The sequence below is a fragment of the Thalassobaculum sp. genome, from assembly GCF_040219615.1.
Lineage (GTDB): Bacteria > Pseudomonadota > Alphaproteobacteria > Thalassobaculales > Thalassobaculaceae > Thalassobaculum_A.
The window spans coordinates 337,852-364,243 of the sequence record NZ_JAVJSE010000010.1; the positions used below are offsets into that span (position 1 = coordinate 337,852).

Annotated in this window: 27 protein-coding genes; 4 read left to right on the top strand and 23 right to left on the bottom strand. The window is 71.5% G+C overall.

Features of this window, described 5'->3' with window-relative positions; translation table 11 throughout:
- Positions 1 to 127 precede the first annotated feature (127 nt).
- The 8 genes from RIC31_RS06365 to RIC31_RS06400 all read right to left on the bottom strand — a co-directional run bounded on the left by RIC31_RS06365 (position 128) and on the right by RIC31_RS06400 (position 5,118).
- Positions 128 to 586 (bottom strand): DsrE family protein, encoded by a 459-nt coding sequence (locus RIC31_RS06365; protein WP_350104390.1) that lies wholly within the window; start codon positions 584 to 586, stop codon positions 128 to 130.
- 106 nt (positions 587 to 692) lie between these two features.
- Positions 693 to 1,727, bottom strand: a complete 1,035-nt coding sequence (locus tag RIC31_RS06370; protein ID WP_350104392.1) for a C45 family autoproteolytic acyltransferase/hydrolase — start codon at positions 1,725 to 1,727, stop codon at positions 693 to 695.
- 32 nt (positions 1,728 to 1,759) lie between these two features.
- Positions 1,760 to 1,924, bottom strand: a complete 165-nt coding sequence (locus RIC31_RS06375; protein WP_350104395.1) for a hypothetical protein — start codon at positions 1,922 to 1,924, stop codon at positions 1,760 to 1,762.
- Entirely contained in the window at positions 1,921 to 2,199 is a 279-nt protein-coding gene (locus tag RIC31_RS06380) for a hypothetical protein (protein ID WP_350104397.1), read from the bottom strand. The genes RIC31_RS06375 and RIC31_RS06380 overlap by 4 nt, the downstream gene beginning before the upstream one ends.
- Before the next feature lie 66 nt (positions 2,200 to 2,265).
- Positions 2,266 to 2,883 (bottom strand): c-type cytochrome, encoded by a 618-nt coding sequence (locus RIC31_RS06385; RefSeq protein WP_350104400.1) that lies wholly within the window; start codon positions 2,881 to 2,883, stop codon positions 2,266 to 2,268.
- A gap of 69 nt (positions 2,884 to 2,952) precedes the next feature.
- Entirely contained in the window at positions 2,953 to 3,642 is a 690-nt protein-coding gene (locus RIC31_RS06390; RefSeq protein WP_350104402.1) for an RraA family protein, read from the bottom strand.
- Between the two features lie 2 nt (positions 3,643 to 3,644).
- Positions 3,645 to 4,520 (bottom strand): alpha/beta fold hydrolase, encoded by an 876-nt coding sequence (locus RIC31_RS06395; protein WP_350104403.1) that lies wholly within the window; start codon positions 4,518 to 4,520, stop codon positions 3,645 to 3,647.
- A gap of 121 nt (positions 4,521 to 4,641) precedes the next feature.
- Positions 4,642 to 5,118, bottom strand: coding sequence for a PAS domain-containing protein (locus RIC31_RS06400; protein WP_350104405.1), 477 nt, complete (start codon positions 5,116 to 5,118; stop codon positions 4,642 to 4,644).
- A 250-nt stretch (positions 5,119 to 5,368) separates the two neighbouring features.
- On the opposite strand from RIC31_RS06400, the gene RIC31_RS06405 reads away from it, so the two are divergent.
- Together RIC31_RS06405 and RIC31_RS06410 are read left to right on the top strand one after the other, a co-directional pair.
- A complete protein-coding gene (locus tag RIC31_RS06405) occupies positions 5,369 to 6,133 on the top strand; it encodes an SDR family NAD(P)-dependent oxidoreductase (protein ID WP_350104409.1) in 765 nt (254 codons plus the stop codon).
- A complete protein-coding gene (locus tag RIC31_RS06410; protein ID WP_350104412.1) occupies positions 6,130 to 6,879 on the top strand; it encodes a hypothetical protein in 750 nt (249 codons plus the stop codon). Before RIC31_RS06405 ends, RIC31_RS06410 begins: the two co-directional genes overlap by 4 nt.
- On the opposite strand, the gene RIC31_RS06415 is transcribed toward RIC31_RS06410, so the two are convergent.
- From RIC31_RS06415 to RIC31_RS06475, 13 genes are all read right to left on the bottom strand, one after another.
- Complete coding sequence (locus tag RIC31_RS06415; RefSeq protein ID WP_350104415.1) at positions 6,762 to 7,241, bottom strand: cyclic nucleotide-binding domain-containing protein; 480 nt, start codon at positions 7,239 to 7,241, stop codon at positions 6,762 to 6,764. The genes RIC31_RS06410 and RIC31_RS06415 overlap by 118 nt on opposite strands.
- 80 nt (positions 7,242 to 7,321) lie before the next feature.
- Positions 7,322 to 8,035, bottom strand: coding sequence for a class I SAM-dependent methyltransferase (locus RIC31_RS06420; protein ID WP_350104418.1), 714 nt, complete (start codon positions 8,033 to 8,035; stop codon positions 7,322 to 7,324).
- Entirely contained in the window at positions 8,035 to 8,943 is a 909-nt protein-coding gene (gene ubiA, locus RIC31_RS06425) for a 4-hydroxybenzoate octaprenyltransferase (protein WP_350104421.1), read from the bottom strand. Before ubiA ends, RIC31_RS06420 begins: the two co-directional genes overlap by 1 nt.
- A gap of 109 nt (positions 8,944 to 9,052) precedes the next feature.
- Entirely contained in the window at positions 9,053 to 10,942 is a 1,890-nt protein-coding gene (gene mutL, locus RIC31_RS06430; protein ID WP_350104425.1) for a DNA mismatch repair endonuclease MutL, read from the bottom strand.
- Entirely contained in the window at positions 10,939 to 12,261 is a 1,323-nt protein-coding gene (locus RIC31_RS06435; RefSeq protein WP_350104427.1) for a phosphoglucose isomerase-related protein, read from the bottom strand. Before RIC31_RS06435 ends, mutL begins: the two co-directional genes overlap by 4 nt.
- A 46-nt stretch (positions 12,262 to 12,307) precedes the next feature.
- Entirely contained in the window at positions 12,308 to 13,666 is a 1,359-nt protein-coding gene (locus RIC31_RS06440) for a M16 family metallopeptidase (RefSeq protein WP_350104430.1), read from the bottom strand.
- Between the two features lie 10 nt (positions 13,667 to 13,676).
- Entirely contained in the window at positions 13,677 to 15,053 is a 1,377-nt protein-coding gene (locus RIC31_RS06445; protein WP_350104432.1) for a M16 family metallopeptidase, read from the bottom strand.
- Between the two features lie 105 nt (positions 15,054 to 15,158).
- A complete protein-coding gene (locus RIC31_RS06450) occupies positions 15,159 to 15,770 on the bottom strand; it encodes a DUF3035 domain-containing protein (protein ID WP_350104434.1) in 612 nt (203 codons plus the stop codon).
- Positions 15,771 to 15,774: 4 nt separating this feature from the next.
- A complete protein-coding gene (gene lspA / locus RIC31_RS06455) occupies positions 15,775 to 16,284 on the bottom strand; it encodes a signal peptidase II (RefSeq protein WP_350104437.1) in 510 nt (169 codons plus the stop codon).
- A gap of 10 nt (positions 16,285 to 16,294) precedes the next feature.
- The gene (gene ileS / locus RIC31_RS06460; RefSeq protein WP_350104440.1) at positions 16,295 to 19,105 is read right to left on the bottom strand and encodes an isoleucine--tRNA ligase; all 2,811 of its coding nucleotides are present in this window, start codon (positions 19,103 to 19,105) and stop codon (positions 16,295 to 16,297) included.
- A gap of 34 nt (positions 19,106 to 19,139) precedes the next feature.
- Entirely contained in the window at positions 19,140 to 20,081 is a 942-nt protein-coding gene (locus RIC31_RS06465) for a bifunctional riboflavin kinase/FAD synthetase (protein ID WP_350104442.1), read from the bottom strand.
- A 9-nt stretch (positions 20,082 to 20,090) separates the two neighbouring features.
- A complete protein-coding gene (locus RIC31_RS06470; protein ID WP_350104444.1) occupies positions 20,091 to 20,534 on the bottom strand; it encodes a MaoC family dehydratase in 444 nt (147 codons plus the stop codon).
- 95 nt (positions 20,535 to 20,629) lie between these two features.
- Positions 20,630 to 21,055, bottom strand: a complete 426-nt coding sequence (locus RIC31_RS06475; protein WP_350104446.1) for a hypothetical protein — start codon at positions 21,053 to 21,055, stop codon at positions 20,630 to 20,632.
- Between the two features lie 290 nt (positions 21,056 to 21,345).
- On the opposite strand from RIC31_RS06475, the gene RIC31_RS06480 reads away from it, so the two are divergent.
- Both RIC31_RS06480 and RIC31_RS06485 read left to right on the top strand, forming a co-directional pair.
- Positions 21,346 to 22,146, top strand: coding sequence for a 2-keto-4-pentenoate hydratase (locus tag RIC31_RS06480; protein ID WP_350104449.1), 801 nt, complete (start codon positions 21,346 to 21,348; stop codon positions 22,144 to 22,146).
- A 72-nt stretch (positions 22,147 to 22,218) separates the two neighbouring features.
- The gene (locus tag RIC31_RS06485; protein ID WP_350104451.1) at positions 22,219 to 23,019 is read left to right on the top strand and encodes a sulfotransferase family protein; all 801 of its coding nucleotides are present in this window, start codon (positions 22,219 to 22,221) and stop codon (positions 23,017 to 23,019) included.
- A gap of 177 nt (positions 23,020 to 23,196) precedes the next feature.
- Here the strand turns inward: RIC31_RS06485 and RIC31_RS06490 are convergent, their stop codons facing one another.
- On the bottom strand, positions 23,197 to 24,624 hold the full coding sequence (locus RIC31_RS06490; protein ID WP_350104453.1) for an amidase: 1,428 nt from the start codon (positions 24,622 to 24,624) through the stop codon (positions 23,197 to 23,199).
- Positions 24,625 to 24,737: 113 nt separating this feature from the next.
- Positions 24,738 to 26,351, bottom strand: a complete 1,614-nt coding sequence (locus RIC31_RS06495; protein ID WP_350104456.1) for a BCCT family transporter — start codon at positions 26,349 to 26,351, stop codon at positions 24,738 to 24,740.
- Between the last annotated feature and the right edge of the window lie 41 nt (positions 26,352 to 26,392).

Here is a 26,392-nt window from a genome sequence, read left to right on the forward strand (position 1 = left end):
TGGTGGCGCTTCGGCCGGCCACCGGCCGTGGGGATCCCCTCCCCGCCGTCATTCCGGACGACCGCGCCACCCTTGGCGCGGCCGAGCCGGAACCTACCGATTGCCCGGGACCCGAGGCCGAAGCGGCCTACGGCCTCACGATGGTCCAGCCAGCCTCGTCGAGTTCGATCAGGGTAACCACGCCGGCCGGCACGATCTCGGCGTTGGCGACCAGCGGCGGCACCTTGCCCTCCTTCTTCGCCATGCCGTCGATGGTGTTCTGGCAGGCGTCGAAGCTGACGTTCGGCATGCTCTTGGCGAAGCCCAGGACGCGCTTCTTCACGCCCTCCGGGGCGGTGTCCTCGCGCAGCATGTGCAAGCCGGCGTTGAAGGCGACGATCCTGATCTTGACCTCCTCGCCGCGCTCGGCGTAGAGCCGCGACACGTTGGCGGCCACGTTCAGGACGGTGTTCATCTTCTGCGGATCCCGGTCGCTGATCTGCAGGGCCAGCTTGTGCTCCCTGATCTGGGCCGAGGCGGGCGGGCCGGACAGGGCCAGGGCAGCCAGGAGGACCAGCGCCCCGGCGGTCGACAGCAGGCGGTTCATGCGACGCTCCTCCTGATCGCTCGCGATCGGCTTTACGGCCGATTCGTTCCAGTCATTCAGAAATAGAAACGTTTGCATGTACAGCGGCAGGGCCGAGGATCCGGAGTCACGCCCCCGTCAACGCGCCGAAATCGTGGACGTACTCGCCGGCCTCGAACCGCTCGAAACCCTGGCTGCGGACGGTGCCGGGCCACAGATAGTCGACCCGGCCCTCCGCCGGGCGGTACACGGCGGTATAGACGCTCGGCGACCGGGCCGCGCGCGAGTAGATCGGCGGCTCCAGGAACCGCGCGGTCAGGCTCGCCAGGGTCGTGCCCGGATCGTCAAGCGCCGCCTGTGCCGCCCGCCAGCGCTCGACGGTCAGCGAGCGCGCCGCCAGTTCGAGCCAGACCACGGTTTCCTGATGGTTCGTGGTGGCGCGATCCCGGGTGACCGCCGGCTCGCGATCAGGACCGAGATATACCGTCGCGAAGTCGCCGGTGCGGTCGAGCAGCATGACGTTGTGCGACAACGCGATCGGGATCCGGCGCAGCGCCGCGACGGCCTCTTTCACGTTGCTGCAGGCCTCCAGCAGGTAGCGGGTGATCAGGATCACGGCAAAGCCGAGGCCCTGCGCCGGGGCGCCGCCGAAGGTCGAGGTCACGACGAGGCCGGCGTCGTTCATGCCGTCGTGCAGCCCGCCCCAGGGGCGCTGCGCCTTGCCGATGACCCGGCGCCCGGACCAGATCGTCAGCTCGAAGCGGTCGGAGACCATGTCGAGCGGAAAGTCCTGCTGGCGGACCAGGGCCGGGCCACCGTCCCCGAGCCAGACCGCCAGGGTGCAACCGGCGGCCTCCGGCGCCGGGCGGTAGTGGCTGAGGATGCAATGGTCGAGCGGATCGTCGCCGACCATCGCGCAGGCCCGATCGTAGCCTTTGAGAAGCTCCGGCATGTGGCGGGCCAGCGCCGCGCGGCACTCTGCAGCGGTCGGCGGCTCCCCTCGCCCACCGCCATGATGCCAGTTGAGCGCGTCCCCGGCTGGACGTGCTGCCTGCCTGTCACCGAGATACCAGCGCCGGGCCGCCTCGCGTCCGGCGACGAACCGGGCCAGCCACTCCTCCGCCGGCCGGTCCTCCTGCACGAAGGTGAAGCGCTTGTGCATCGCAGCATTCTAGGGGTGGATGAGATCGCGCATTAGCTGTGGAATCGGAACAATTGCCCTGCCTTCACTCCGGCATCGCGTCCCACCACCTTACGCCGCTTCCTGGTTGAAGCGCTGCACCAACCGAAGCGCGGCCGCAGTTCGACATACATGGTGTCGGTGTCCGGGTAGTAGCGGATCGGCTGGTCGGTCTTCATGGCTCGAACCTCCGGTCCAGGAAAGCATTATGCACTGTCTCGCCGTCGTTCAGCGTGACGACGCGAAGCCAGCGATGGAGGCCGGGCAACCAGCCCCAGTGCCGGTACCGACCGTCCGCCTGTCGCTGGGTATGCACAGGCGTCGCCAGGACATCCTGGATCATCTCAGCCGTGATGCGCAGGCGATCCTGCCGAAGCATCACCTCGTTCGCGAAGTAGGCGGTGCGCCAGAATGGTGGGGATGGCAGTCGAACCGGTCCGCCGGCCACGGTCACCTCCTCCTCCCTTGCCCTTTGGCATTGGGACTAAGGAAGTCGGTGAGCCGAAAGTCCGCCTCGGTCCTACCCCTCGCGCGCCTTCGCCGCCTCGCGCTGCTGCTCGCGGACCTGCTCCGGCCAGCGCGACTTCACGAAGGCGATGATCGCCCACAGGTCGGCGTCGGCCAGCCGGCCCTCGAAGCCGGGCATGTCGTTCTTGTAGGTCGGCGGCGAAAACGGCTGGCCGCCGAATTTCGTGATGTCGAACAGGTCGCGGTCGCTGAGCCGGGCGATCGCGCCCGCACCGTCGAGCGGCAGCGGCGGGCGGCCGCCCGTCGGATAGTCGCCGTCCCAGCCCGGCTTCCCTGCCAGCTCCGCGCCGTGGCAGAAGGCGCAATGCTGGTCGTAGAGGCTGTGGCCGAGCGCCACCTGGGCCGGGTTGGCGAAGTCCGCCGCAGTCGCGGTCTCGTTGCTCCAGCGGTCCCAGTAGATGCTGGCCACCGTGATGCCGGCGGCGATGACGGCGGCGACCGTCACGAACCGCCCCTTGGGACCGAGCCGGCGACCGAGCCGGCCGAGCGGCGAGGACGCGCTCGGGCCGGCCGCAACGTCGTCCTCGACCTGCACCAGCCCGCGCAGCCGGCGCTCCGGGTCGAGCGTGCGGCCCGGCTCCCGCGGCACCCTCGGGTCCATGTCGGCCATCCGGCCAAGCCTCCGTTGGCGGTCGAAACGACGTTCGGTCATGGTCTCAGTATAGCGTCGGTCCGGGCTCTACTCGACCTCGCGCACCTTGTCGGTCCCGAAGACGTGATCGAGCCAGGGCGGCCGGGTCATCCCGGCCTTCACCTTGGCCTCGGTCTCGGCCTCGGCCTCGCGGATCGCCGCCACCCGCTCGGCGACCGCGTCGATCCGCGCGAACGGCACCACCACCACGCCGTCGCGGTCGGCCACGATCAGGTCGCCCGAGGCGACCGGGACACCGCCGCATGTGATCGGCAGGCCGATGCTGCCGGGGCCGAACCGGGCCGGCGAGTTCGGGGTGACGCCGCCGTGCCAGACCGGCAGGCCCATGCCCTCGACGCCGTCCTGGTCGCGGATCGCGCCGTCGGTGACCAGCGCCGCCGCGCCGGCGTTGCGCAGCATGCCGGCCAGCAGGTCGCCGGTCAGCGCGGTCTCGCGATAGCCGTCGGTGGTGCAGACCACCACATCGCCCGGCTGCAGCACGTCGAGGCAGCCGAGCAGGGCGAGGTTGTCGGCCGGGTAGGCGAAGGCGGTCAGGGCCGGCCCGACGATCGTGCCGCCGGGCCGGACCTGCGGCTTGATCGCCCGGTCGAGTGCGCCACGGCCGTCCATGGCGTCGACGACCTGGGCCGTCGGCGCGCCGCGGAACGCCTCGAGCTGCTTGGCGCTCGGCCGCGGAAAGTTGCGGCGAACGGTCAGGATCGGCGGGTCTTCGAGCATGGTCAGTCTCCGGAGAAGAAGGTCAGCAGCGCGGCCGCGCACTCCTCCGCCGCCTCCTCGGCGACGAAATGCCCGCAGTCCAGCGGTACCTCGCGCACATCCTCGGCCCAGCCGCGCCAGACGTCCAGATGCCGGCGACGACGCTCCCTGAGATAGCGGCGGGCCCAGACCAGCAGGACCGGGCAGTCGATCCGGCGGCCGGCCGCGCGGTCGGCGCGGTCGCACTCGACGTCCAGGGTGGCGCCGGCCCGGTAGTCGGCGCAGGCGGCCGCCACCACGTCCGGATCGGCGAAGGCCCGCGCATAGGCCTCGACCGCCGCCGGGTCGAGGCGGTCGCGATGGCCGGCCCAGCGGTCGATCAGATGCCGGACGTAACCGGGTCCGTCGGCCCCGACCAGGGTCTCGGGCAGCGGTGCCGGCTGGGCCAGCAGCAGCCAGTGGTAGCCGCCCAGCGCCGCTTGCCAGTCCATGGCATCCCAGACCTCGACGGTCGGCAGGATGTCGACCGGGGCGAACCGGGTAACCGTCCCCGGGCTGTCGAGGGCCAGCCGGTAGCCGATCCGGCCGCCGCGATCGTGCCCGGCGAGCGCGAAGCGGTCGAAGCCGAGCTCCGCCATCAGCCCGGCCATGATCGCCGCGAGATTGCGCTTGGCATACGCCTCCGGGGTTGCCGGCAGGCCGCGCGAGGCGCCGTAGCCGGGCAGGTCCGGCACCACGACGGTGAAGCGCTCGGCCAGCACCGGCGCCACCCGGTGCCAGGCCAGATGGGTCTGCGGGAAGCCGTGCAACAGCAGCACCGGCGGGCCGCCGCCGCCGACCCGGAGGTTCAACTCCGCGCCCTGCACCGTCGCGCGCCGCGTCTCGAAACCGTCGAACATTGCCGTCCTCCGTTACCGGGCCGAGCCATTGTAGCGACGGAATGCGGCGGAACGACCCGCGCCGTGGAACGCCTGCCGTGCCGTCACGCGAAGCCCCACGGGGCCCAGGTCGGCACGGATATCAGCGGTTGGCCAGGAACCACACGCTGTTGGCGTCGTCGGTGGTGCCGGGGACATAGACGAACATGCTCAGCACGCTGTCCACCGTCGCGCCGTCCGAGGCCAGCGGCAGGTGAATGCCCTCCTGGGGCGCGATGTCCATGCCCTTGAAGGTGCCCGGCACCGCCGGCCGCAGGCAGGGCAGGCCGGTCTTGGCCACCTCGACCCGCATGGAATGGCTGAGCGACTCGCCATGCCCTTCGAAGACCTCGTCCATGTACTTGCCCGTGAAGTCCCGGCCGAACGCGTCGGCGACCGCCGTGCCCAGGACCCGGACCTTGAAGCGGTAGGGATCGCGCTCGACCTCGGTCAGCACGATGCTCTTGAGCAAGCGGGGAATCCCGGCCGGGTCGAAGTGCTGCCGGCCGGGCAGCCGGTCGCCGGGATGGATCGACAGCCAGTTGCGAACCAGGTCGCGGATCCCCTCGCTCCGCGCCATCGCGAGGAGTTCGTTCGCCTTTCCGACACTGGGGTGTTCCGCTGCCATCCTGTACGCCTGCGACCATTGGCGGCCGGACCATACTCTACAATGGTATACAAAGAGATAATCGGAAATCGCCCGAAATTCCGGCGTTCCGGGCGAGCCTCCCGGATTCGGCAAGGCTGGGTCGCGCGCCCGAGCCTTCCGGACCGATTCGGCTTGGGCTCTACTGGCGGACCGACATCGAGGAGCGTCAGGGGAGCGAGGCGTGATCGACGATCTGAGCGGCAAGGCGGTGCTGGTCACCGGGGCGTCGAGCGGGCTCGGCGCCGCGGCGGCGGTCGCCTTCGGGCGCTGCGGGGCGCATGTCGCCGTGCACTACAACCGCTCGGCCGCCGGCGCCGAAACCACCGCGGCCACCGTCCGCGCGACCGGCGGCGAGGCTGTGGTCCTGCAGGCCGACGTCCGGGATTCCGACGCCGTCGCCGCGCTGGTCGAGGCCACCGTCCGGGCCTTCGGCGGGGTCGACGTGCTGGTCAACAACGCCGGCGACCTGCTCGGCCGCCATACCGTCGAGGACGTGACCGACGACTTCGTGCTCGACGTGTTCCGGGTCAACGCCCTGTCGGTGGTCGCCGCCTGCCGCGCCGCGGTGCCGGTGATGCGGGCGCGCGGCGGCGGCGCGATCGTCAACCTGTCGTCGGTCGCGGCCCGCACCGGCGGGTCGTCGGGGACCATGTTCTACGCCGCGACCAAGGCGTATGTCGCCTCGATCACCCGGTCGATGGCCAGGGAATACGCGGCCGACGGCATCCGGGTGAACGCGGTCGCGCCGGGCGTGATCACCACGCCGATCCACGACCGGTTCACGCCGCCTGCGGTGCTGAACCAGCTGGCCGCCACGATCCCGCTGCGCCGCCTGGGCGCCGCCGACGAGGTCGCCGGGACCATCCTGTACCTGGCGTCGGCGGCGCTGTCCGGCTACGTCACCGGCGAGACGGTCGAGGTCAACGGCGGGATGTGGATGGGATGACCGCCCCCGACGACTGGCTGGCCCGGGCGCTCGGCTACCCCTACCCGGCCCATGGCGGCGACTTCCTGTTCCGCGGCGGGGCCGCCCGGCCGCTGGCCGACGACCACGCGCTCGACGGCCTGACCCCGGTCATCGCGGTCGGCTCGAACCGGGCGCCGGCGCAGCTGGCCCGCAAGTATGCCGGGATGGACGTGGCGGTGCCGGTGACCCGGATGCGCGCGCGCGACGTCGACGTGGTGCATGCCGCCCATGTCGCCGGCTACGGCGCGGTACCGGCGACCCTCGCCGCCTCGCCGGGCACCGTGGTCGAGCTGTGGATCACCTGGCTGGACGAGCCCGCGCTGGAGCGCATGGATGCCACCGAGGCGGTCGGCGTGAACTACGACCGGGTGACGGTGTCGCTGGCCTGGGAGAATGCCGGGCCGCGCAGTCCCGCACGGGCCCTGCTGTACAGCGCGCGGCGCGGGCTGCTGCGGCTGGACGGCGCGCCGGTGGCCCTGGCGGCGATCCCGGCGGCTGGCAGGCACTTTCCTGCACTGAGCCAGGAGCAGGTGCTGCGCCGTCTGCACGCGGACCGCGGCGACGGCCGGTTCGAGGACTGGCTGGGCGGGATCGTCGGGCCGCCGGGTCAGGCCGGCCGCAACGCGCTCACGGCGTGGCTGGCGAACGCCGCCGACCGCTCGCCGTGCCCCGGTATCGTCGTGGAACACGGACCGATCTCCGCCGGCAGGCCCTCGCCGCGCTGATCGACCAGGGCGTCGTTGGTCGCGCGCAGACGCCGCAGGAGCACCTTCAGCAGCGCCACCAGCCCGGGCTCGGCGGTGGTCAGCAGGCGATGGAACTCCTTCTCGTTGATGACCTGCAGCACGGTCATCTCGGCGGCGCGGGCGGTGGCGCTGCGCGGCGAGCCGTCGATCAGCCCCATCTCGCCGAACAGGTCGCCCTTCGCGATGGTCGCCAGGTGCTTCGGGGACGGCCCGTCGGCGTTCTTGACGATGTCGACCGACCCGGACTCCACCATGAAGGCGGCCCAGGACTGCTCGCCCTCGCGGAAGATGACCTGGCCTTCGCGATAGACCCGGCGATCCAGTACCTTGGCCTTGCGCATCCTGTCCTCCTGCCGCTCCCGAATGCTGAAGGTGGTAGAGGAGATACGCAGCCGGAAGGGCTTCGGATGCTCGCGCCCCGTCAACCGTCCGTGATCGGCAGCACCCGCCACACCACGGTCCGCCGCAGGTCGCTGTCCTCCAGGTCGCGCGGCGTCGGCACCAGATACTCCGCCAGCTGCTCCAGGCCGTCGGCCGGGCGGTAGCTGCGGCCGGGGTCGCCCATCAGCACCAGCGCCCCGGCGGCGGCGTGGCGCCGCAGCCAGGCGGTCATGCGCTCGGCCATCGGCTTCTCGTAGCAGACGTCGCCGGCCAGCACGACGTCCCACAGCGGGCCGCCGTCGTCGGCCAGGGTCGGCTCGTCGAGCATGTCGCGGCCGGCCAGCTCCAGCCCGGCCTCCAGCCCGTTGGCCTCGGCGTTCATCCGGATCGCGGCGAGCGCGAAGCCGTCGATCTCGTTGGCCACCACATGGGCGGCCGAGGCCCACAGGCAGGCCATCGCCACCACGCCGCTGCCCGACGCGACATCGAGCACCCGCTTGCCGGCGACCAGTTCCGGTCGGTCGATCAGGTGGCGCGCCAGCGCCTGCCCGCCGGCCCAGGCGAACGCCCAGTAGGGCGGCGGCAGGCCGACCTGCTCCAGTTCCTCCTCGGTCTTCTCCCACAGCGGCAGCGCGGCGTCCGCCAGGTGCAGGCGGATCTCCGGCACCAGGGTCGGGGCCTTGAGCAGTGTGTTGTCCCGGATGAAGATCGCCGGATCGCGCGCCGCCCGATCGTGCGCCACCGGGTCGGTCATCAGCCGATCACGAGGGCGGCGGCGACGATCAGCCCGGCATCGCGGTTCGACCGGAAGATCGCCAGGCAGCCCTTGGGATCGTCGATGTCGACGGTCCGCACCTGCCAGGCGAAATGCGCGGCCAGCGCCGCCAGCCCGGCATAGCTCCAGGGCCCGAGGCCGGCGGCCCAGGCGGCGGCCCCGAGCAGGACGACCGTCAGCGCGTAGAACCCCACCAGGGCCGGCCGGGTCCGTTCGCCCAACGCCAGCGCCGAGGACCGCACGCCGACGATGGCGTCGTCCTCCTTGTCCTGGTGGGCGTAGACGGTGTCGTAGCCGAGCGTCCAGAAGAACCCGGCGGCATAGGCGACGATCGCCGGCGCCGCGACCGTGCCGGTCACCGCGGCGTAGCCGAGCAGCGCGCCCCAGTTGAAGGTCAGGCCCAGCACCGCCTGCGGCCAGTCGGTCACCCGCTTGGCCAGCGGGTAGCTGAACACCAGCACCAGCACGGCGGCGCCGAGCGCCCATGAAAAGGCGTTGAGCTGCAGCAGGATCGCCAGGCCGACGGCCATCTGCGCGGCCAGGAACACCAGCGCCCGGCGCGGGCTGACGGCGCCGCTGGCGATCGGCCGGGTGGCGGTGCGCGCGACCCGACGGTCGAGCTCGCGGTCCATCAGGTCGTTCACCGTGCAGCCGGCGCCGCGCATGACCAGCGCGCCGATCCCGAACAGCGCCACGTACCAGAGCATCTCCGGCAGCGGCGCCCGGGTCGCCTGCCAGCCGAGCGCCAGCCCCCACAGGCAGGGCAGGTACAGCAGCCAGGTGCCGATCGGCCGGTCCAGCCGCGCCAGCCGGGCGTAGGGCTGCCAGCCGCCCGGCAGCAGCCGGTCGACCCAGTCCCCTTCGCGGATGTCGGAGGCGTCGGTCATGGGGCGGTTCTACGCCTTCGGGAAGCGGGCGTCTTCCTCTTCTATCGTCATTCCGGAGCGGGCCGCCTCCGGCCGGAGTGACGAGGAAGCGGGAAGCGTCTCATTGTCCCTACCGCCGCCCAAACAGCCGCTCGATGTCGGCCAGCTTCAGCTCGACATAGGTCGGGCGGCCGTGATTGCACTGGCCGGAATGCGGGGTGACCTCCATCTGCCGCAGCAGGGCGTTCATCTCCTCCGCCCCCAGCCGCCGGCCGGCCCGCACCGAGCCGTGGCAGGCCATGGTGCCGCAGACGTCGGCCAGCCGGTCCTGCAGGGACTGGGCGTCTCCGACCTCGGCCAGGTCGTCGGCGAGGTCGCGCACCAGGGCGGCGGCGTCGGTCCTGCCGAGCAGCGCCGGCACCTCCCGCACCACCACCGCCCCCTGGCCGAACGGCTCCAGCACCAGCCCGAGCGCCGCCAGTTCGTCGGTGCGCTGCAGCAGTCGGTCGACCGCCGCCTCGTCGAGCTCGACCACCTCGGGCAGCAGCAGCGCCTGGCGGGCGACGCCGCCGGCCGCGAGCGCCTCCTTCATGCGCTCGTAGACCAGCCGCTCGTGGGCGGCGTGCTGGTCGACGATCACCAGGCCGTCCTCGGTCTGGGCGACGATGTAGGTGGCGTGGATCTGCGCCCGCGCCGCGCCCAGCGGGTGGCGCTCGGCCACCGGGTCGGGCGACGCGCCCTCGACCCGGGCGGCCGGGGCTCCACCCAGGTCCAGCCGGTCGCCGGAACCGGGCATCGGCGCCTGCCAGGCGGCCTGGGCCTCGGCGAGCCCTTGCGACGGCGGCGGGGCCCAGGCGGGCGTCACCCAGGCCGGGCGCTGGGCCGAGCCGGAATGCGGCACCAGGCCGTCCGGCCGGAACGCCCCCAGGGTGGCGGTGCCGACCGAAGCCGAGGCCCGGTGGCCGGCGGCGGCGAGCGCGTGCTTGAGCGCCCCGACGATCATGCCGCGCACCAGCCCGGCGTCGCGGAACCGCACCTCGGTCTTGGCCGGGTGCACGTTCACGTCGACCTCCTCGGCCGGCAGTTCCAGGAACAGCGCCAGCATCGGATGGCGGTCGGAGGCGACGAAATCCATGTAGGCACCGCGCACCGCGCCGAGCAGCAGCCGGTCGCGGACCGGCCGGCCGTTGACGAACAGGTACTGGTGGGCGCTGGTCCGCCGATGCAGGGTCGGCAGCCCGGCATAGCCGGTCAGCCGGTAGCCCTGGCGCTCGGCGTCGATCGGCAGGGCGTCGGCCGCGAACTCGCGGCCGAGCACCGCGCCCAGCCGGGCCAGCCGGGCCTCGAACAGCCCGCCCCCCTCGAGGAGATCCTGCGCCGCCTCCAGGCTCAGCACCGTGCGGTTGCCGTCGGACAGGCTGAAGCCGACGGTCGGCGCCGCCATCGCCAGCCGCTGCAGGATCTCGACCGCGTGCATCTGCTCGGTGCGCGGCACCTTCAGGAACTTCAGCCGGGCCGGGGTGGCATAGAACAGGTCGCGCACCTCGACCCGGGTACCGGCCGACAGCGCCGCCGGCTCGGGCGCGCCGACCGCCCCGCCCTCGATCCGGATGCGCCACGCCGCCGGCGCCCCGGCGGCCCGGCTGGTGATGGTCAGCCGGCTGACCGCGCCGATCGACGGCAGCGCCTCGCCCCGGAATCCGAGGGTCGAGATGTGGGTGAGGTCGTCGTCCGGCAGCTTCGAGGTGGCGTGGCGCTCGACCGCCAGCGCCAGGGTGTCGGGATCCATGCCGCAGCCGTCGTCGCTGACCTGGATCAGGGTGCGGCCGCCGTCGCGCAGCACCACGTCGATCCGCCGCGCCCCGGCGTCGAGCGCGTTCTCGACCAGTTCCTTCAGGGCGCTGGCCGGCCGCTCCACCACCTCGCCGGCGGCGATCCGGTTGACCAGGGTCTCGGGCAGCCGCCGGACCACCGGGCCGACCGGCCCGGCGCCCGCATGGGCCGCGCGCTCGGCGGTCATTCCATGCCTTCGCGCAGATACTTGCGCGCCAGCACCTTGCTCTCCTCGACCGCCGGCTGGTCGAACGGATCGATTCCGAGAAGATGGGCGGCGATGATGGTCTCCAGGATGAAATGCATCATCAGGCCGCCCATGACCTCCTCGGTCAGCACCGGGAAGCGGATCAGCCGGGTCGGGCAGCCGTTGCGGATCAGGGTCTCGGCGGTGGCCCGCTGCTCGGCCGCCAGCAGGTCGCCGAGGCTGCGGCCGACCAGGTAGTCGAGCGACGCGGCGGCCGGGCCGGCGGTCACCGCCCTGGCGACCGGGCCGTGGCCCGACGGATCGGCCAGGATCAGCGTGAACAGCTTGTCGCGCGGGCCGCCGAGATAGAGCTGCAGCTGGCTGTGCTGGTCGACCGCCCCCATGGCGTCGACCGGGGTGGTGCCGTGGCCGTCCTTGCCCAGGCTCTCCGCCCACAGCTGGCGGAACCAGGTCCCGAACCGCTCGAGGCGGTCCACATAGGGCATGATCACGGTCTGGCTGACGTCGCCGCCGGTGGCCAGGCCGATGTTGATCACCGCCCCGGCCGCCGGTGCGGCGTCCTCGGGCCGGTCGGCGCTCAGCGCCGCGTTCAGCACCATGCCGGCGCCGCGACGCACCGCCTCGACGTCGACCCCGGCGATCGCGGCCGGCAACAGGCCGGTGACCGACAGCGCCGAGTAGCGGCCGCCGATGTTCGGGTCGTGGTCCAGGCAGAACAGCCCGAAATGCCCGGCGATCGCCCGCAGCGGGTTGTCTGTGTGCTCGGCGATGCAGGTCATCCGGGTCGCCAGGTCGTCGTTGCCGAGGCGCTGGTTCAGCCGGTCCAGCACCGCCAGGGTCTGGGCCACGGTCTCGGCGGTGCCGCCGGACTTCGAGATCGACAGGAAGCCGGTCCTCCCGAGGTCGAGGCGAGCCATCAGGGCGTCGAAGGTCCAGGGGTCGATGTTGTCCAGGAACCGTACCCGCGGCGCCCCGTCGCTCGGCCCGAAACCGGCGTCGGCGAGCCGGCAGAGGGTAGCGCCGCCGAGCGAGGAACCGCCGATGCCGAGCACGATGACGTCGTCGAACTGCGCACGGTAGCGGTCGACGATCGGCTTCCAGGCCTGCAGATCGTCATGACGTCCCGGCAGGGCCAGGATCGGCAGCGCGCCCGACGCCTTCTGCTCGCGCAGCCGGTCCAGCGCCGTACCGGCGCGCGGCATCAGGGCGTGATAGGCCGCGTGGTCGAGGCCGGCCATGCCGACCTTGTCCGTGAAGGTACCGGCGATCTCGTGGGTGAACGGGCTTTCCATCAACATAGAGTGGTCTCCATTCCCCAACACTACCAGATACGCGACCTCGTCGTCATCCGCCCCGGGACGGCACCCCCGGAACCCGAGGGGCCGGGGCCGTCGGCGTCACCGCCTCCGGCATCCCCACGAAGACTACCGTCAACTGCTCGGGCCGGTACAGCCGCGCCGCCACCCGCCGGAGGTCGGCCGGGGTGACCGCCCGGTACAGCGCCTCGCGCCGATCGAAGTAGTCGATCGGCAGGTCGCCCTCCTGTAAGCCCATGAGAACGCCCGCGGTTCCGTCGGAGTCGGTCAGCCGCAGCGGGAACGAGCCCAGGAGATAGGTCAGGGCGTCGGACCGCTCCGCGTCGGTCGGCCCCTGGTCGGCCATCCGTTTCCATTCCTGGCGCAGGATCTCGACCGATTCCGCGACCCGGGCGTTCTGGGTGGCGAGGCCGCCCATCACCAGCGGCGCGTGGTCGAGCGGCAGCAGGTAGGCGTAGACCCCGTAGACCAGTCCGCGCTTCTCGCGGATCTCCTCGGTCAGCCGCGAGCCGAAGCCGCCGGCCATGATCTCGTTGAGCAGCGATGCGGCGTACCAGTCCGGGTCGTCGCGCGCGATGCCGGCATGGCCGAACACCACCAGCGACTGCGGCACCGGCACCTCGACCACCATGGTCTGGCCGACCGCCTTCGGCGCGGCGTCGGGGACCGGCGCCAGCGATCCGGCCGCGGGCAGGGACCCGAACACCCGGTCGAGCAGGGCCGCCAGCGCCGGCGCGTCGATGTCGCCGACCGCCGCGACCACCAGGCCCTTGCGGACGAAGGCGGCCCCGACGAAGGACCGGAGGTCGTCGACGGTGACCGCGGCCACGCTGTCGGCGGTGCCGTCGCCGGAGCGGCCGTAGGGATGGTCCGGAAAGCTCGCCGCCCACCACGCCCGGCTGGCGATGCTGCGCGGGTTCTGCAGGTCGTTGCGGAGCGACGCCTGGATCTGGGCGCGGATGCGCTCGACCGGCTCGGCGTCGAAACGCGGCGCGGTCAGGGCGAGGCGCAGCATGTCGACCGCCAGCTCCCGGGTCTCGGTCAGGGTGACCAGTTCGCCGGAGAACCGGTCGATGCGCGAATTGAAGCGCAGGCTGATCGAGTTGTCGGTCAGGGCCTTCTGGAAGGCCTGCGAGTCCATCTCGCCGGCGCCCTCGTCGAGCAGGCCGGACACCAGCCGGGCACGCCCCTCCTTGCCCGCCGGATCCGACGACTCGCCGCCGGCGAACGAGAACGACAGGCTGAGGATCGGGTTGCTGTGGTCCTCGACCAGCCAGGCCTTCACGCCGCCGGGGCTGACGACCTCCTGGATGTCGAGCGCGGCGGCCGGCAGCGCGCGGCCGCCGATCCCGAGGACCAGGACGAGGATCGCGAGAGTTCTGCGCATGGTCGGATCCTCAGCTGGCCGGCTTCGGGCGGATGACCGCGGTGACCGAGCGTTCCGGCACGAACAGCGTTTTGGCGGCCTCCGCGATCCGGGCCGCGGTCACCGCCCCGATGCGCTCCGGCCATTCCTCGACCTCGGCGATCCCGCCGCCGGCCGCCATCGCCTCGCCGAACAGCCGGGCCGGGGCCAGCATGTCGTCGCGCGCGAACACCGCCTGCCGCTTCATGCGGGTCACCGCCGAGGCCAGTTCCTCCTCGGTCACGCCGTCGCGCAGCAGTCGCGCGACCTCGTCCTCGACCGCCGCCTCCAGCCGCTTCAGGTCGACGCCGTCGCGCGGGCTGGCGTAGAGCGCGAAAGTCTGGGGGCCGAGCCCGTCCGGCGAGTAGCCGGCGCCGGACGACACCGCCAGCCCCTGCTCGACCACGAGGCGGCGGTACAGCCGGCTGGTGGTGCCGCCGCCAAGGATCTCGGCCAGCACCTGCAGCGGCGCCGCCTGGGCGGTCTCGCCCCAGACCACGCCGGGCGCCAGCCAGCGGCGCGACCAGCTCGGCTGGTCGACCCGCGCGCTGTCCATCTCCAGCCGGCGGGCCGCGAGTTGCGGCGGCTCGATGCCGCGCCGCGCGATCCGATCCGGGACGGCGCGCGCCGGGATCCTGCCGTAGGTGCTCTCGGCAAGGCCGCGGACCTCCTCGGCGGTCACGTCGCCGGCGACCACCAGCACCGCGTTGTTCGGCGCGTACCAGGTCTCGTAGAACCGCAGGGCGTCCTCGCGGGTCAGCCCGCGCATCTCGTTCTCCCAGCCGATCACCGGGATCCGGTAGGGATAGGCGAGATAGGTGGCCGCGGTCACCTGCTCGCCGAACTGGGCGCGCGGGTCGTTGTCGGTACGCGACCGCCGCTCCTCAAGGATGACCTCGCGCTCGGCAGCGACGTCGGCCTCGGAGATCGACAGGTTGGCCATGCGGTCGGCCTCCAGCTCCATCATCCGGCCGAGCTGGTCGCGCGCCACGTTCTGGTAGTAGCCGGTGTAGTCGAAGCTGGTGAAGGCGTTCTCGCTGCCGCCGACCCGGTTGACGATGCGCGAGAACTCGCCGGGCGCCCGGTTGCTGGTGCCCTTGAACATCAGGTGCTCGAGGAAGTGCGCGATGCCCGACTTGCCGGCCGGCTCGTCGGCGGCACCGACCTTGTACCAGACCATGTGGCTGACCACCGGCACCCGGCGGTTGGGGATCACCACCACCTGCAGGCCGTTTTCGAGCGTGAAGGTCTCCGGGTCGAAAACCGCCGCGGCCGTCGGCAGCGGGCGGCCGAGGACACCGACCGCCAGGACGGCGATCGCGACGACGGCGACGATGGCGGAACGCAGGTCGGACGGGCGTATCGGCACGAGGACTCTCCCGGTCGGCGAAGGCACGATTGCAGAGAAGACGCGAATCGCGGCGCCGGTATGGCAGGTCGACGGGCGCCGAACACGTTCCGGCTGTCGGAACCGTCAGAACAGCCCTTCGAGGATCCCGCCGCGCCGGCGCTCGATGGTCGGGGTCTCGCCGGTCCCGACCGGCTGGCCGAGGGCGCTGTTCTCGCGCAGCCGCTTGCTCTCCTTCTCGGCGTCGAGAAGGATTCCCGGCTCCGGCTTGTCCTTCCAGAACAGCAGCCGGTCGATCGGGTACTCCGTCTGGTAGACGAAGTCGGCGGTCTCGCGGTTCACGATCTGGCGGATGTTCGGCTCGGCCTGGTCGAGCTGGAGCTGGTCGCGCAGCGCCGCGACCCCGCCCGACTGTACCGACACCGGCGCGCGCGGGGCGGCCTGCACGGCCGGTCCCGGCTGCTGGCCGGTGACCGCCCGGCTCTGACCGGTCCGGCGTCCCAGGATGCGCTCGGCCGCGGCGTCCGTCGGCGACAGTTCCTGCGGGCGGTCGGCGCCCGGTTCCGGCGGCCTCAGGTCGTAGTTCGGCGGCAGCGCCAGCGGCGCCCGCGCCACCACCTGGAACTCGTCCGGCGGATCCTTGTCGTAGCCCAGGGCATCGCGAACCTGGCCGCAGCCGCCGACCAGGGACGCGGCCGCGATCACCGCGGCGACCGCGGCACATCGACGTCGTGCCATTCCGTTACCCATCGCTGGTCCGTCCTCCCTCGGACGCCCGCGCCCCGGTTCCGATTCCGAGGGCATCGAGCAGCAAAAATCCAACGCCCAGCGTAATCGCTGCGTCGGCGATATTGAAGGCCGGCCAGTGCAGATCGCCCCAATGGGCGTCCACGAAGTCCACGACCGCGCCGTACAGCGCCCGGTCGATGGCGTTGCCGACCGCCCCGCCGATCACCAGTCCGAGGCCGGATCCGAGAATCCGGTTGTCGGCCCGCAACAGCCATATCACCAGCGCCCCCGCCACGGCGAGCGCAAACCCGCCGAGCAGCCAAGGCCCCCAGGGGGAGTCGCTGGACAGCAGGCCGAAACTGACGCCGCGGTTCCACACCGGAACCAGGTTCAGGACCTCGAGCACGGTGATCCGGGCCGGCGGATCGAACAGCGCGTCGAGCGCCCACACCTTGGTCACCCGGTCGAGCGCCACGGTGAGCGCCGCCAGGCCCAGGCCCAGTTGAGCGGTGCGGCTGATCATCCCGTCACCGTCACTCGGCGGCGTCGCGCGCGGACGACACGACGTCGTCGCAGCGGTCGCAGACCGGATCGCCGACGGCGACCTCGGGCAGCACCCGCCAGCAACGCTCGCACTTGGCGCCGTCGGCCAGCCCTGGCAGCACCGCGACCCCGGCGACCTCGGCCAGCCGGTACGCCTCGGCCGGGCCGTCGCCGGCGACCAGGGTCGCCCCGGATGTGATGAACACCTCGGCCGGGTCGACGCCCTGCATGCCGGCCAGCAGGTCGGCGGTCGCATAGACCGTCGGATGCGCCTGCAGCGACGCGCCGATCCGCTTCTCGGCCCGCTCCAGTTCGAGTGCGCCGGTCACGACTCGGCGGAGCTGGCGGATCTTCGCCCACTTCGCCGCCAGCGCGTCGTCCCGCCAGCCTTCCGGGATCGCCGGGTATTCGCGCAGGTGCACGGAGTCGGCCGGCCCGGCGTTGCGCGCCCGCCAGGCCTCTTCCGCCGTGAAGCACAGGATCGGCGCCAGCCAGGCGGTCAGGCAGTCGAACAGCTGCGCCATGACCGTGCGGGCCGCCCGGCGGCGGTCGGAGTCCGGCCGGTCGCAGTACAGCGAGTCCTTGCGGACGTCGAAGTAGAAGGCCGACAGGTCGACCGCGCAGAACTGGTGTATCTGGGTGAACAGGGTGTGGAAGTCGAAGTCGTCGGTGCAGCGCCGCACGACCGCGTCCAGCTCGGCCAGCCGGTGCAGCACCCAGCGCTCCAGCTCCGGCATCCGCTCGACCGGCAGCTTCTCGGCGTCGCCGTAGCCGTCGAGCGCCCCCAGCAGGTAGCGCAGGGTGTTGCGCAGGCGCCGGTAGTGGTCGGCCTGGTGCTTGATGATGTCGGGCCCGATCCGCAGGTCCTCGGAGTAGTCGGAGCTGACCACCCAGAGCCGCAGGATGTCGGCGCCGAACTGGTCCATGACCTCCTGCGGCGCGGTCACGTTGCCCATCGACTTGGACATCTTGCGGCCGTCCTGGTCGAGCACGAAGCCGTGGGTCAGTACCGCGTCGTACGGCGCCCGCCCGCGGGTGCCGCAGGACTCCAGCAGCGAGGAGTGGAACCAGCCGCGGTGCTGGTCCGAACCTTCGAGATACAGCGAGGCCGGCCACTGCAGCTCCGGATCGTTCTCCAGCACGAAGGCGTGGGTCGAGCCGGAGTCGAACCAGACGTCGCAGATGTCGCCGACCTGCTCGTAGTCGTCCGGGTTGTAGTCGTTACCGAGGAACCGCGCCGGCGGCGAGGCGAACCAGGCGTCCGCCCCCTCGGCCTCGAAGGCCTGGGCGACGCGCTCCAGCACCGCCGGGTCGCGCAGCGGCTGGCCGGTCTTCTTCTCGACGAACACCGGGATCGGCACGCCCCAGGCGCGCTGCCGGCTGATGCACCAGTCGGGCCGGCTCTCGATCATGCCGCGCAGCCGGGTCTGGCCGGACTGCGGCACGAAGCGGGTGTCGTCGATCGCCTGCAGCGCGGTCTCGCGCAGCCTGTTCGTCTCCATCGAGATGAACCACTGCGCGGTGTTGCGGAAGATCAGCGGCGCCTTCGACCGCCAGGAGTGCGGGTAGGAGTGCTTGAGCTTGCCGCGGGCGACGATGCCGCCGTGATCGCGCAGGATTGCCGCGATCCTCATGTTGTCCTCGAGCACGTTCATGCCCGCGAAGATCGGCACGTGGTCGTAGAAGTTGCCGTCGTCGGCGACGGTCTGCGGGATGTCCAGGCCGTGCTTCTGTCCCAGCAGGAAGTCGTCGGCGCCGTGGCCGGGCGCGATGTGGACGAAACCGGTACCGGTCTCGTCGGTCGCGAACTCGGCGGCCAGCATCGGCACGTCGTAGTCGTAGCCGTGGCCGCGCAGCGGATGCGCGGTGACCGTGCCGGCCAGGTCGGTGCCCTTCAGGCGGGCGACCTCGGCGACCGATTCGATCTTGGCCTGGGCCTTGAAGTCGTCCAGCAGGGCGACCGCGCAGACCAGCTTCTCGCCGACCTTGACCAGGCTGTTCTCGGCGACCGCCGTTGCCTCGACCACGGCGTAGTCGATGTCGTCGCCGTAGGCGACCGCGCGGTTGCCCGGCATGGTCCAGGGGGTGGTGGTCCAGATCACCACCGACGCGCCGTCGAGCGCCGGATGCCCGGCCTTCACCACCGGGAAGCGGACATGGATCGTGGTCGAGACGTGGTCGTGGTACTCGATCTCGGCGTCGGCCAGCGCGGTCTTCTCGACCACCGACCACATGACCGGGCGTGCGCCCTTGTACAGGCCGCCGTTCATCAGGAACTTGCCGAGCTCGCGGGCGATCTGCGCCTCGGCGGCGAAGGTCATGGTCAGGTAGGGCCGGTCCCACAGGCCGGTGACGCCGAGGCGCTTGAACTCGGTGAGCTGGGTGTCGATCCACTTGTCGGCGAACGCCCGGCATTCCTTGCGGAACTCGACGATCGGCACGTCGTCCTTGTTCTGGCCGCGGGCCCGGTACTCCTCCTCGATCTTCCACTCGATCGGCAGGCCGTGGCAGTCCCAGCCCGGCACGTAGGCGGTCTGCTTGCCGGCCATGTGCTGCGAGCGGTTGATGACGTCCTTGAGGATCTTGTTCAGCGCGTGGCCGATATGCAGGTGGCCGTTCGCATAGGGCGGCCCGTCGTGCAGAATGAACTTCTCCCGGCCCTTGCGGACGTCGACGATCCGGCGGTCGAGGCCGATCTCGCTCCACCACGCCAGGATCTCCGGCTCGCGCTGCGGCAGGCCCGCGCGCATCGGGAAGTCGGTCTTCGGCAGGAACACCGTGTTCTTGTAGTCGGTCGTCATCACTGGTCCTTCCCGGGCCGTCGGCATCCTGGGCTTACGCGCCCAGGATCTCCCGCGCCCGCGCCGCGTCCGCGGCGATCTGAGCCTTCAGCTCCTCAAGGCCGCCAAATTTCCGTTCCGGCCGGATAAAGTCAACCAGACGCACGCGCAGGCCGCGTCCGTACAGGTCGATATCGCGATCGAACAGGTGCACTTCCAGCAGGACGCCGCGGTCGTTGACCGTCGGGCGCACGCCGAGATTGGCCACGCCGGCCATCCAGGACCCGGCCCCGTCGCCTTCCGTGAGCGCGGCGCGCACCGCGTAGACCCCGAGCCGCGGGCAGATCAGCCCGCCGAGCCGCAGGTTGGCGGTCGGGAAGCCGATGGTGCGGCCGCGCCGGTCGCCCTGCTCCACCGGCCCGTCGATCTCCCAGGGCGATCCCAGCAGCGACGCCGCGCCCCGCGGGTCGCCCTCGGTCAGGCACTGGCGGATGCGCGACGACGAGTAGACCGCGCCGTCGCTCTCGTGCACCGCCGCCACCTTGGTGGCGCCGAAGCCGAGATGGCCGGCCCGCTCGATCAGCATGTCGGTGGTGCCGCGCCGGCGGTGCCCGAAGTTGAAGTCGTAGCCGACCACCACGTGGCGCGGGCCGAGGGCGCCGTGCAGCACGTCGTCGACGAAACCCTCGGCGGAGACATGCGCGAAGGCGTCGTCGAACGGCAGTTCGAACAGCAGGTCGACGCCGAGTTCCTCGAGCCGCGCCGCCCGGCCGGCCGCGCTGGTCAGCCGGAACGGCGCCGCGTCCGGCTGGAAGAACATGCGGGGGTGCGGCTCGAAGGTCAGCACCGCCAGCGGCGCGTGCAGGTCGCCGGCGATGCGCGCGGCCTCGCCGATCACCGCGCGGTGACCGAGATGCACCCCGTCGAAATTGCCGATGGCGGCGACCGCCCCGCGATGCCGGGGCTCGACCGCGCCGAGTGTGCGCAGAATTTCCATGACCGGATCTTAAGCCGCGGCGGCCCGGGCGCGCGAGGGGACGAGAATCAACGCGTCCCCGTCGATGACGACCGTCGCGCCGACCTTGCAGCGCGACTTGAACGACACCCGCTTCTTCTCGCTGTCGATGCCCGTGACCTCGACGGTGGTGAGCACGGTGTCGTCGATCCGCACCGGCGCAAGGAACCGCAGGGTCTGCGAGATGTAGACCGAGCCCTTGCCGGGCATGACGGTGCCGAACACCTTGGAGATGAACGCCGCCGACAGCATGCCGTGGGCGATCCGGCCCTTGAACATGGTCGTGGCGGCATAGTCCTCGTCGAGATGGAGCGGGTTGAAGTCGCCCGACACCTCCGCGAAGGACTCGATCATGTCCTCGGTCACGCGGCGCTCGTACTCGGCGCGCATGCCGAGTTCGAGATCCTCGAGAAAGTACTGCTTCACGGGGTGCATGCCACGCTACCTTGTGCGCTGCAACAAAAAGGCGGGGGACTATACAAGCGGGTCCTGCGAGGGACAAGGACGGGCCGGCGGGCAGCGGACCTGCGTTACGCGACGCCGCGATCGAGCCGGACGAGCCACGCCAGCAGCGCGTCGATGGCCGATCCCTTGAGGCCGACGAAGCGCCCGGCCACCAGACGGCGCTGCGGCTCCAGCCGTACGACAGTGAAGGATACCGGGAACTCGCCGACCCGGCCGGTCGGCTGCAGCATTCCCTCGAACAGCGTCCCGATCGCGGGCAGCGCCGCCCCGTTCCACTCGGCCGACAGTCCGGACAGCGAGATCGTCACCACCGCCAGCGGTTGGTCGGCGACCACCAGTGCCGCCCCATTCGCCGCGTAGCGGGCCGAACGGCGATCGGCCCGGAACTCCCGGCCGTCCGAGGACGCCGGCAGCGGCACGACCCGCAGACCGGTCTGCGGCGTCGGCTGCGTCGGGCGCTCGCGCGGACCCGGTCGGCCCGGCGACGGCATCCGCCGGTCTTCTCCGGGACCCTGCGCGACCGGCATGCCTCGCCGCGGGCCCACCGTGACCGGACCACCATCGCCCCGCAGCCATCGGCGGATCATGCCCGCGCTCCCGTCCAAGCCACCCGACCGGAAACCGGAATCGGATCTTTGACTACAATATGCGCACCGATCGTCGCTCTCCACGGTAAAGTTGCAAATCCGCCGCGCGGTCCGGCCTGCCGTCACGCGACAGGATGGACAGCCCCGAGGGGTTCCGCCGACTATACGACCGAATACCTGCTGGGAGTTCCCCGATGCCGATCTCCGCCGCCGATTCCGCGACCGCCGCGCGCCTGCTGCTCGACCACCGGCGCCGCGGAGTCGCGCTGCCGGCGCTGCCGGAAGCCTGCCGGCCGCAGTCGGCGGAGGACGGCTATGCCATCCAGCAGGCCCTGGTCGCGCTGCGCATCCAGGAGGAACGGGCGCGGCCGATCGGCTGGAAGATCGGCGCCACCAACCCGGCGGCCCGGGAGATGCTGGGGGTGGTCGAGCCGTTCTTCGGGGTGCTGCTGTCGACCCTGACCAGCGACGCACCGGCCCGCTTCGTGGCGTCGGAGATGTTCCAGCGCATCGTCGAGCCGGAGATCGCTCTCGAGATCGACATCGACCTGGATCCGGCCGACGCGCCGTTCGACGCCGACGCGATCCGCCGCGCGGTGCGCACCGTGCTGCCGGCGATCGAGATCGTCGACACGCCGCTGGCCGGCGGCATCACCGCCGGCGGCCCGTCGCTGATCGCCGACGACGGCTCGCACGGCCGCTGGGTAAAGGGCGCGCCGGTCGCCGACTGGCAGGGCCTGGACCTGATCGAGCAGCGCGTCACCCTGACCGTCGACGGCGCCCTGCTGCGCGAGGGCCGCGGCGGCAATGTCGAGGGCGGGCCGCTGGCGGCGACCGCCTGGCTGGCCAACGCGCTGGCGGCCCGGGGCCGCGGCCTCAGGGCCGGCGACTTCGTGTCGACCGGGACCACCACCCAGCCGATCCCGGCGTCGGCCGGGCAGACCCTGGTCGCCGATTTCGGCCCGATCGGGCGCATCGAGGTGAGCTTCGACTGACCGGCCCCGAACACCCGGGCGATACTCGATCGCGGATTGCCCCGCGGCCGCCCGCGGGCTAAACGGGCGACCATGACGACCCGCGCGCCCATCCTGTTCATCGGCGGCCTGGGCGGCTCGGGGACCCGTGCCGTCGCCGGCGCCGTCGCCGCCCTCGGCTACTACCCGGGCGGCTGCCTGAACGTCTCCAACGACAACCTGATCTTCACCGAGTTGTTCAAGCGGCCGGACTGGCTGCGCGCCGGACCGCCGCCGCGACAGGTCGCCGCCCGCCTGCGGCTGTTCGAAGCGGTGATGACCCGGGGCATCGGCCTGCCGCAGCTGCTGCGCGCGCCGACCCTCTTGCGCTACCGCCGCGCCCAGGGCCGCGGCCTGGCCGGAGCGCCGGGCAGCCTGGGGTGGATGACCAAGGAGCCGAACTGCCACGTGTTCCTGGAGGCGATCCTCGACACCTGGCTGGACGCCGCCTTGGTCTACGTCTCGCGGCATCCGCTCGACATGGCGTTCAGCGACAACCGCGGCCAACTCGGCAACTGGTCCTGGCTGTTCGACCTGGAGCCGGCCGACTGGCCGTCGCCGGAGGCCGCCCAGCTGGAATACTGGATCCGCACCCAGAAGCGGCTCGACGCCCTGACCGCGCGCTACCCGGGCCGGGTGATCCCGCTGCGCTTCGACGACTTCGTCGAACGGCCGGTCGACGAGTTGACCCGGCTGGTCGAGGCGCTGCGGCTGCCGGTTCCGGCCGAGCGGATCGTCCCGGCCTGCGCCGACGTCATCCGCCCCGAGGGCATCGGCCGCTGGCGCGAGCGCGACCTGTCGGCGTTCTCGGCCGAACAGCTCGCGTTCTGCCGGGAGGCCGGCTGGGAGGTCTGAGCCGTCCGGGGTTGAGGCAATGGGTGGGTTCCGGAGCCGGACGCTCGCGCGTCCCCTCCGGAATGACGGAAGAGGGGGAGTTCGCTGGATTGGCGCTGCTCGCCCCTGCCTCCGTTCGTCGTCCCGGGGAAGCCGCGCGAGCGACTGGCTCCGGGACCCACGAAGCGACCGGCCTCCTCACCCCTTCGGGCCGCGCGGGTCGACCGGCAGGGTGTGCGCCCACGGGGCAATGTCCTCGAACATGGCGGCCGCCGCCAGCACCGCCGCCTCGCCGCGCGGCGGCCCGGCGATCTGCAGGCCGACCGGCAGGCCGCCCGCGGTGAACCCGGCCGGCACCGAGATCGCCGGCAGCCCGGCGCAGGTGAAGGCGTAGGCGACCGTGCACCACTCGATGTAGTTCGAGAAGGTGTGGCCCTGGCACTCGGCGACGTAGCGGTCCTCGATCGGATAGGGCGGCACCACGGTGGCCGGGCACAGCACCAGGTCGTAACGGTCGTAGAACGCCCGGACCCGGTGGTAGTAGCGGCCGCGCGCCAGCTCGGCGGCGGCGATGTCGGCCATTGTCAGTTCCAGGCCCTTCTCGATGTTCCAGATCACCTCGGGCTTCAGCTGGTCGCGATGCGTGGCCAGCAGGTCCTTCTTGCCGGCCGCCATGCCCATGGCGCGCATGGTCTGGAAGATCATCTGCACGTCGGCAAAGTCGGGGCTGGCCTCCTCGACCGTGCAGCCCATCGCCTCGAACCGGCGGGCGGCCCGCTCGACGATGTCGGCGACCTCCGGGTCGACCGGGGTGATGCCGCCGAGGTCGCGGCTGAACGCCACCCGCTTCGGGGCCCTGCGGGCGGCCACCGCGTCGACGAAAGACACCGCCGGCCTCTCCAGCGAGATCGGGTCGACCGGGGTCTGGCCGCACATGGCGTCCAGCATCAGCGCGCAGTCGGCGACCGTGCGCGCCATCGGCCCCTCGACCGACATGGAGTTGTACGGCAGCGCAGCCGGCCCGTGCGCCACCCGGCCCGGAGTCGGGCGGAAGCCGACGATGCCGCAGAAGCTGGCGGGGTTGCGCAGGCTGCCGCCGAGGTCGGATCCGGACGCCATCCAGGCGGTGCCGGTGGCCAGCGCCACCGCCGAGCCGCCGGACGACCCGGCGCAGCTCTTCGAGGTATCCCAGGGGTTCAGGGTGCGCCCGAACACCTCGTTGAAAGTGTTGGCGCCTGCGCCGAATTCCGGGGTGTTGGCCTTGGCGTAGATCACGCCGCCGGCGGCCTCCAGCGTGGTCACCACGACGTCCGACGTCTCCGGCACGAAGTCGGCGAAGATCGGCGACCCCTGGGTCGAGCGCACGCCGGCGACGTTCACCAGATCCTTGATGGCGACCGGCATGCCGGCCAGCATGCCGCGCTCGGCCACCGGCTTCGCGGCCAGCGCCCTGGCGGCCTCGCGAGCCCGCTCGAAGCACAGGGTCGGCAGCGCGTTGACCGCGGGCTCGACCTCGGCGATCCGGCCTTCCAGCGCATCCAGCAGGTCGAGGGTGGTGACCTCGCCGGCCTTCAGCAGGGCGACGATCTCGGTCGCCGTCTTGGCGATCAGTTCGGAAGCGGGCATCGGTCGGGTCCGGGCAGATGGCGGGGCCGCCATCAAACCGCCCCGCAACCGCCCGTGCAAGCGGGCATCGCCGGCGGCCGCGCACCCGGAGGCACGCGGCCGCCGACAGCCGGTCAGCGCGGCTCGCTGCGCAACCCCTTGACCAGGGCCCAGCAGCCGAGCAGCAGCACCAGGGTGAACGGCAACCCGGTGGAGACCGCCGCCGCCTGCAGGGCCGCCAGGCCGCCGCCGAGCAGCAGGGCGATCGCCACCAGCCCTTCGAAGATCGCCCAGAACACCCGCTGCGGCACCGGCGCGTCGACCTTGCCGCCGGCAGTGATGGTGTCGATCACCAGAGAGCCGGAATCCGACGAGGTGACGAAGAACACGATCACCAGGACGATCCCGATGAACGAGGTGATGCCGGCCAGCGGCAGCGCCTCGAGCATGACGAACAGCTTGAGTTCGAGGGCGGCGTCGTTGACCGCCTGGTAGCCGTCGTTGACGATCTGGCCGATCGCCGTGCCGCCGAACGCGGTCATCCAGAACACCGACACGAGCGACGGGATCAGCAGCACGCAGATCATGAACTCGCGCACGGTCCGGCCGCGGCTGACCCGGGCGATGAACATCCCGACGAACGGCGACCAGGAGATCCACCACGCCCAGTAGAACGAGGTCCAGCCCTGGCTGAAGTTGGCGTCGTCGCGGCCGAACGGGTTCGACAGCGCCGGCAGATACTCGGCATAGGCGATCAGGTTCTGGAAGAAGCCGGTCGCGATCGCCATGGACGGGCCGACCGCCACGACGAACACCAGCAGCAGCGCCGCCAGCACCATGTTGATCTCGGACAGCCGTTTCACGCCGGCGTCCAGCCCGGCCACCACGGAGACCAGGGCGATTGCCGTGATGCCGGTGATCAGCAGCACCTTGGAGGTGTTGCCGACCGGCACGCCGAACAGGTGATTGAGACCGGCATTCGCCTGCTCGGCCCCGAATCCGAGCGAGGTCGCCAGCCCGAACAGGGTCGCGAAGACCGCCAGGATGTCGATGACATGGCCTGTCCATCCCCACACCCGGTCGCCGAACACCGGATAGAAGATCGACCGGAAGCTGAGCGGCAGGCCCTTGTTGTAGGAGAACAGCCCCAGCGCCAGGGCGACCACCGCGTAGATCGCCCAGGGATGCAGGCCCCAGTGGAAGATGGTGGCGGCCATGCCCAGCCGCCGCGCCTCCGCCGGGTCGCCGGCGGCGCCGGCCAGCGGCGCCCAGCTGTCGGGCGATCCGGCACCCTCGGCCACCGACGACGAGAAATGCGAGATCGGTTCCGACACCCCGAAGAACATCAGCCCGATGCCCATGCCGGCCGCGAACAGCATCGCGAACCAGCCGGAGTAGGAATAGTCGGGCGTGGCGTCGCGGCCGCCGAGCCGGACCTTGCCGAGCGGGGTGACGATCAGCGCCAGGCACAGCAGGACGAACACGTTCGCCGCCGCCAGGAAGAACCAGTCGAAGGTCGAGGTGATCGCCGGCCGCAGCCAGCCGAAGATCGCCTCGGCCTCCTGCTGCAGGGCGAGCGTGAACACCACGAACGCGACGATGGTCAGCCCGGAGACCATGAACACCGGGTTGTGGATGTCGATGCCGAACGGGCCGAGCTTGGTCTGGATGTTGTCCTGGCCGATCTCGTAGTCGGTCTCGATCAGGTCGGCGGGCCCTTCGGGCCGGGGATTCGCTGCATCGCTCATGACGTCTCCCAGTAACGCGGTTCTCAGGATGTGTTCGCGGT

Bases quoted from the DNA above. Each gene is read 5' to 3' on its own strand.
- RIC31_RS06365 (WP_350104390.1), bottom strand. From the start codon at position 586: ATGAACCGCCTGCTGTCGACCGCCGGGGCGCTGGTCCTCCTGGCTGCC.
- RIC31_RS06370 (WP_350104392.1), bottom strand. From the start codon at position 1,727: ATGCACAAGCGCTTCACCTTCGTGCAGGAGGACCGGCCGGCGGAGGAG.
- RIC31_RS06375 (WP_350104395.1), bottom strand. From the start codon at position 1,924: ATGAAGACCGACCAGCCGATCCGCTACTACCCGGACACCGACACCATG.
- RIC31_RS06385 (WP_350104400.1), bottom strand. From the start codon at position 2,883: ATGGCCGACATGGACCCGAGGGTGCCGCGGGAGCCGGGCCGCACGCTC.
- RIC31_RS06390 (WP_350104402.1), bottom strand. From the start codon at position 3,642: ATGCTCGAAGACCCGCCGATCCTGACCGTTCGCCGCAACTTTCCGCGG.
- RIC31_RS06395 (WP_350104403.1), bottom strand. From the start codon at position 4,520: ATGTTCGACGGTTTCGAGACGCGGCGCGCGACGGTGCAGGGCGCGGAG.
- RIC31_RS06400 (WP_350104405.1), bottom strand. From the start codon at position 5,118: ATGGCGCGGAGCGAGGGGATCCGCGACCTGGTTCGCAACTGGCTGTCG.
- RIC31_RS06410 (WP_350104412.1), top strand. From the start codon at position 6,130: ATGACCGCCCCCGACGACTGGCTGGCCCGGGCGCTCGGCTACCCCTAC.
- RIC31_RS06415 (WP_350104415.1), bottom strand. From the start codon at position 7,241: ATGCGCAAGGCCAAGGTACTGGATCGCCGGGTCTATCGCGAAGGCCAG.
- RIC31_RS06420 (WP_350104418.1), bottom strand. From the start codon at position 8,035: ATGACCGACCCGGTGGCGCACGATCGGGCGGCGCGCGATCCGGCGATC.
- ubiA (WP_350104421.1), bottom strand. From the start codon at position 8,943: ATGACCGACGCCTCCGACATCCGCGAAGGGGACTGGGTCGACCGGCTG.
- mutL (WP_350104425.1), bottom strand. From the start codon at position 10,942: ATGACCGCCGAGCGCGCGGCCCATGCGGGCGCCGGGCCGGTCGGCCCG.
- RIC31_RS06435 (WP_350104427.1), bottom strand. From the start codon at position 12,261: ATGTTGATGGAAAGCCCGTTCACCCACGAGATCGCCGGTACCTTCACG.
- RIC31_RS06440 (WP_350104430.1), bottom strand. From the start codon at position 13,666: ATGCGCAGAACTCTCGCGATCCTCGTCCTGGTCCTCGGGATCGGCGGC.
- RIC31_RS06450 (WP_350104434.1), bottom strand. From the start codon at position 15,770: ATGGCACGACGTCGATGTGCCGCGGTCGCCGCGGTGATCGCGGCCGCG.
- lspA (WP_350104437.1), bottom strand. From the start codon at position 16,284: ATGATCAGCCGCACCGCTCAACTGGGCCTGGGCCTGGCGGCGCTCACC.
- ileS (WP_350104440.1), bottom strand. From the start codon at position 19,105: ATGACGACCGACTACAAGAACACGGTGTTCCTGCCGAAGACCGACTTC.
- RIC31_RS06465 (WP_350104442.1), bottom strand. From the start codon at position 20,081: ATGGAAATTCTGCGCACACTCGGCGCGGTCGAGCCCCGGCATCGCGGG.
- RIC31_RS06470 (WP_350104444.1), bottom strand. From the start codon at position 20,534: ATGCACCCCGTGAAGCAGTACTTTCTCGAGGATCTCGAACTCGGCATG.
- RIC31_RS06475 (WP_350104446.1), bottom strand. From the start codon at position 21,055: ATGCCGTCGCCGGGCCGACCGGGTCCGCGCGAGCGCCCGACGCAGCCG.
- RIC31_RS06480 (WP_350104449.1), top strand. From the start codon at position 21,346: ATGCCGATCTCCGCCGCCGATTCCGCGACCGCCGCGCGCCTGCTGCTC.
- RIC31_RS06485 (WP_350104451.1), top strand. From the start codon at position 22,219: ATGACGACCCGCGCGCCCATCCTGTTCATCGGCGGCCTGGGCGGCTCG.
- RIC31_RS06490 (WP_350104453.1), bottom strand. From the start codon at position 24,624: ATGCCCGCTTCCGAACTGATCGCCAAGACGGCGACCGAGATCGTCGCC.
- RIC31_RS06495 (WP_350104456.1), bottom strand. From the start codon at position 26,351: ATGAGCGATGCAGCGAATCCCCGGCCCGAAGGGCCCGCCGACCTGATC.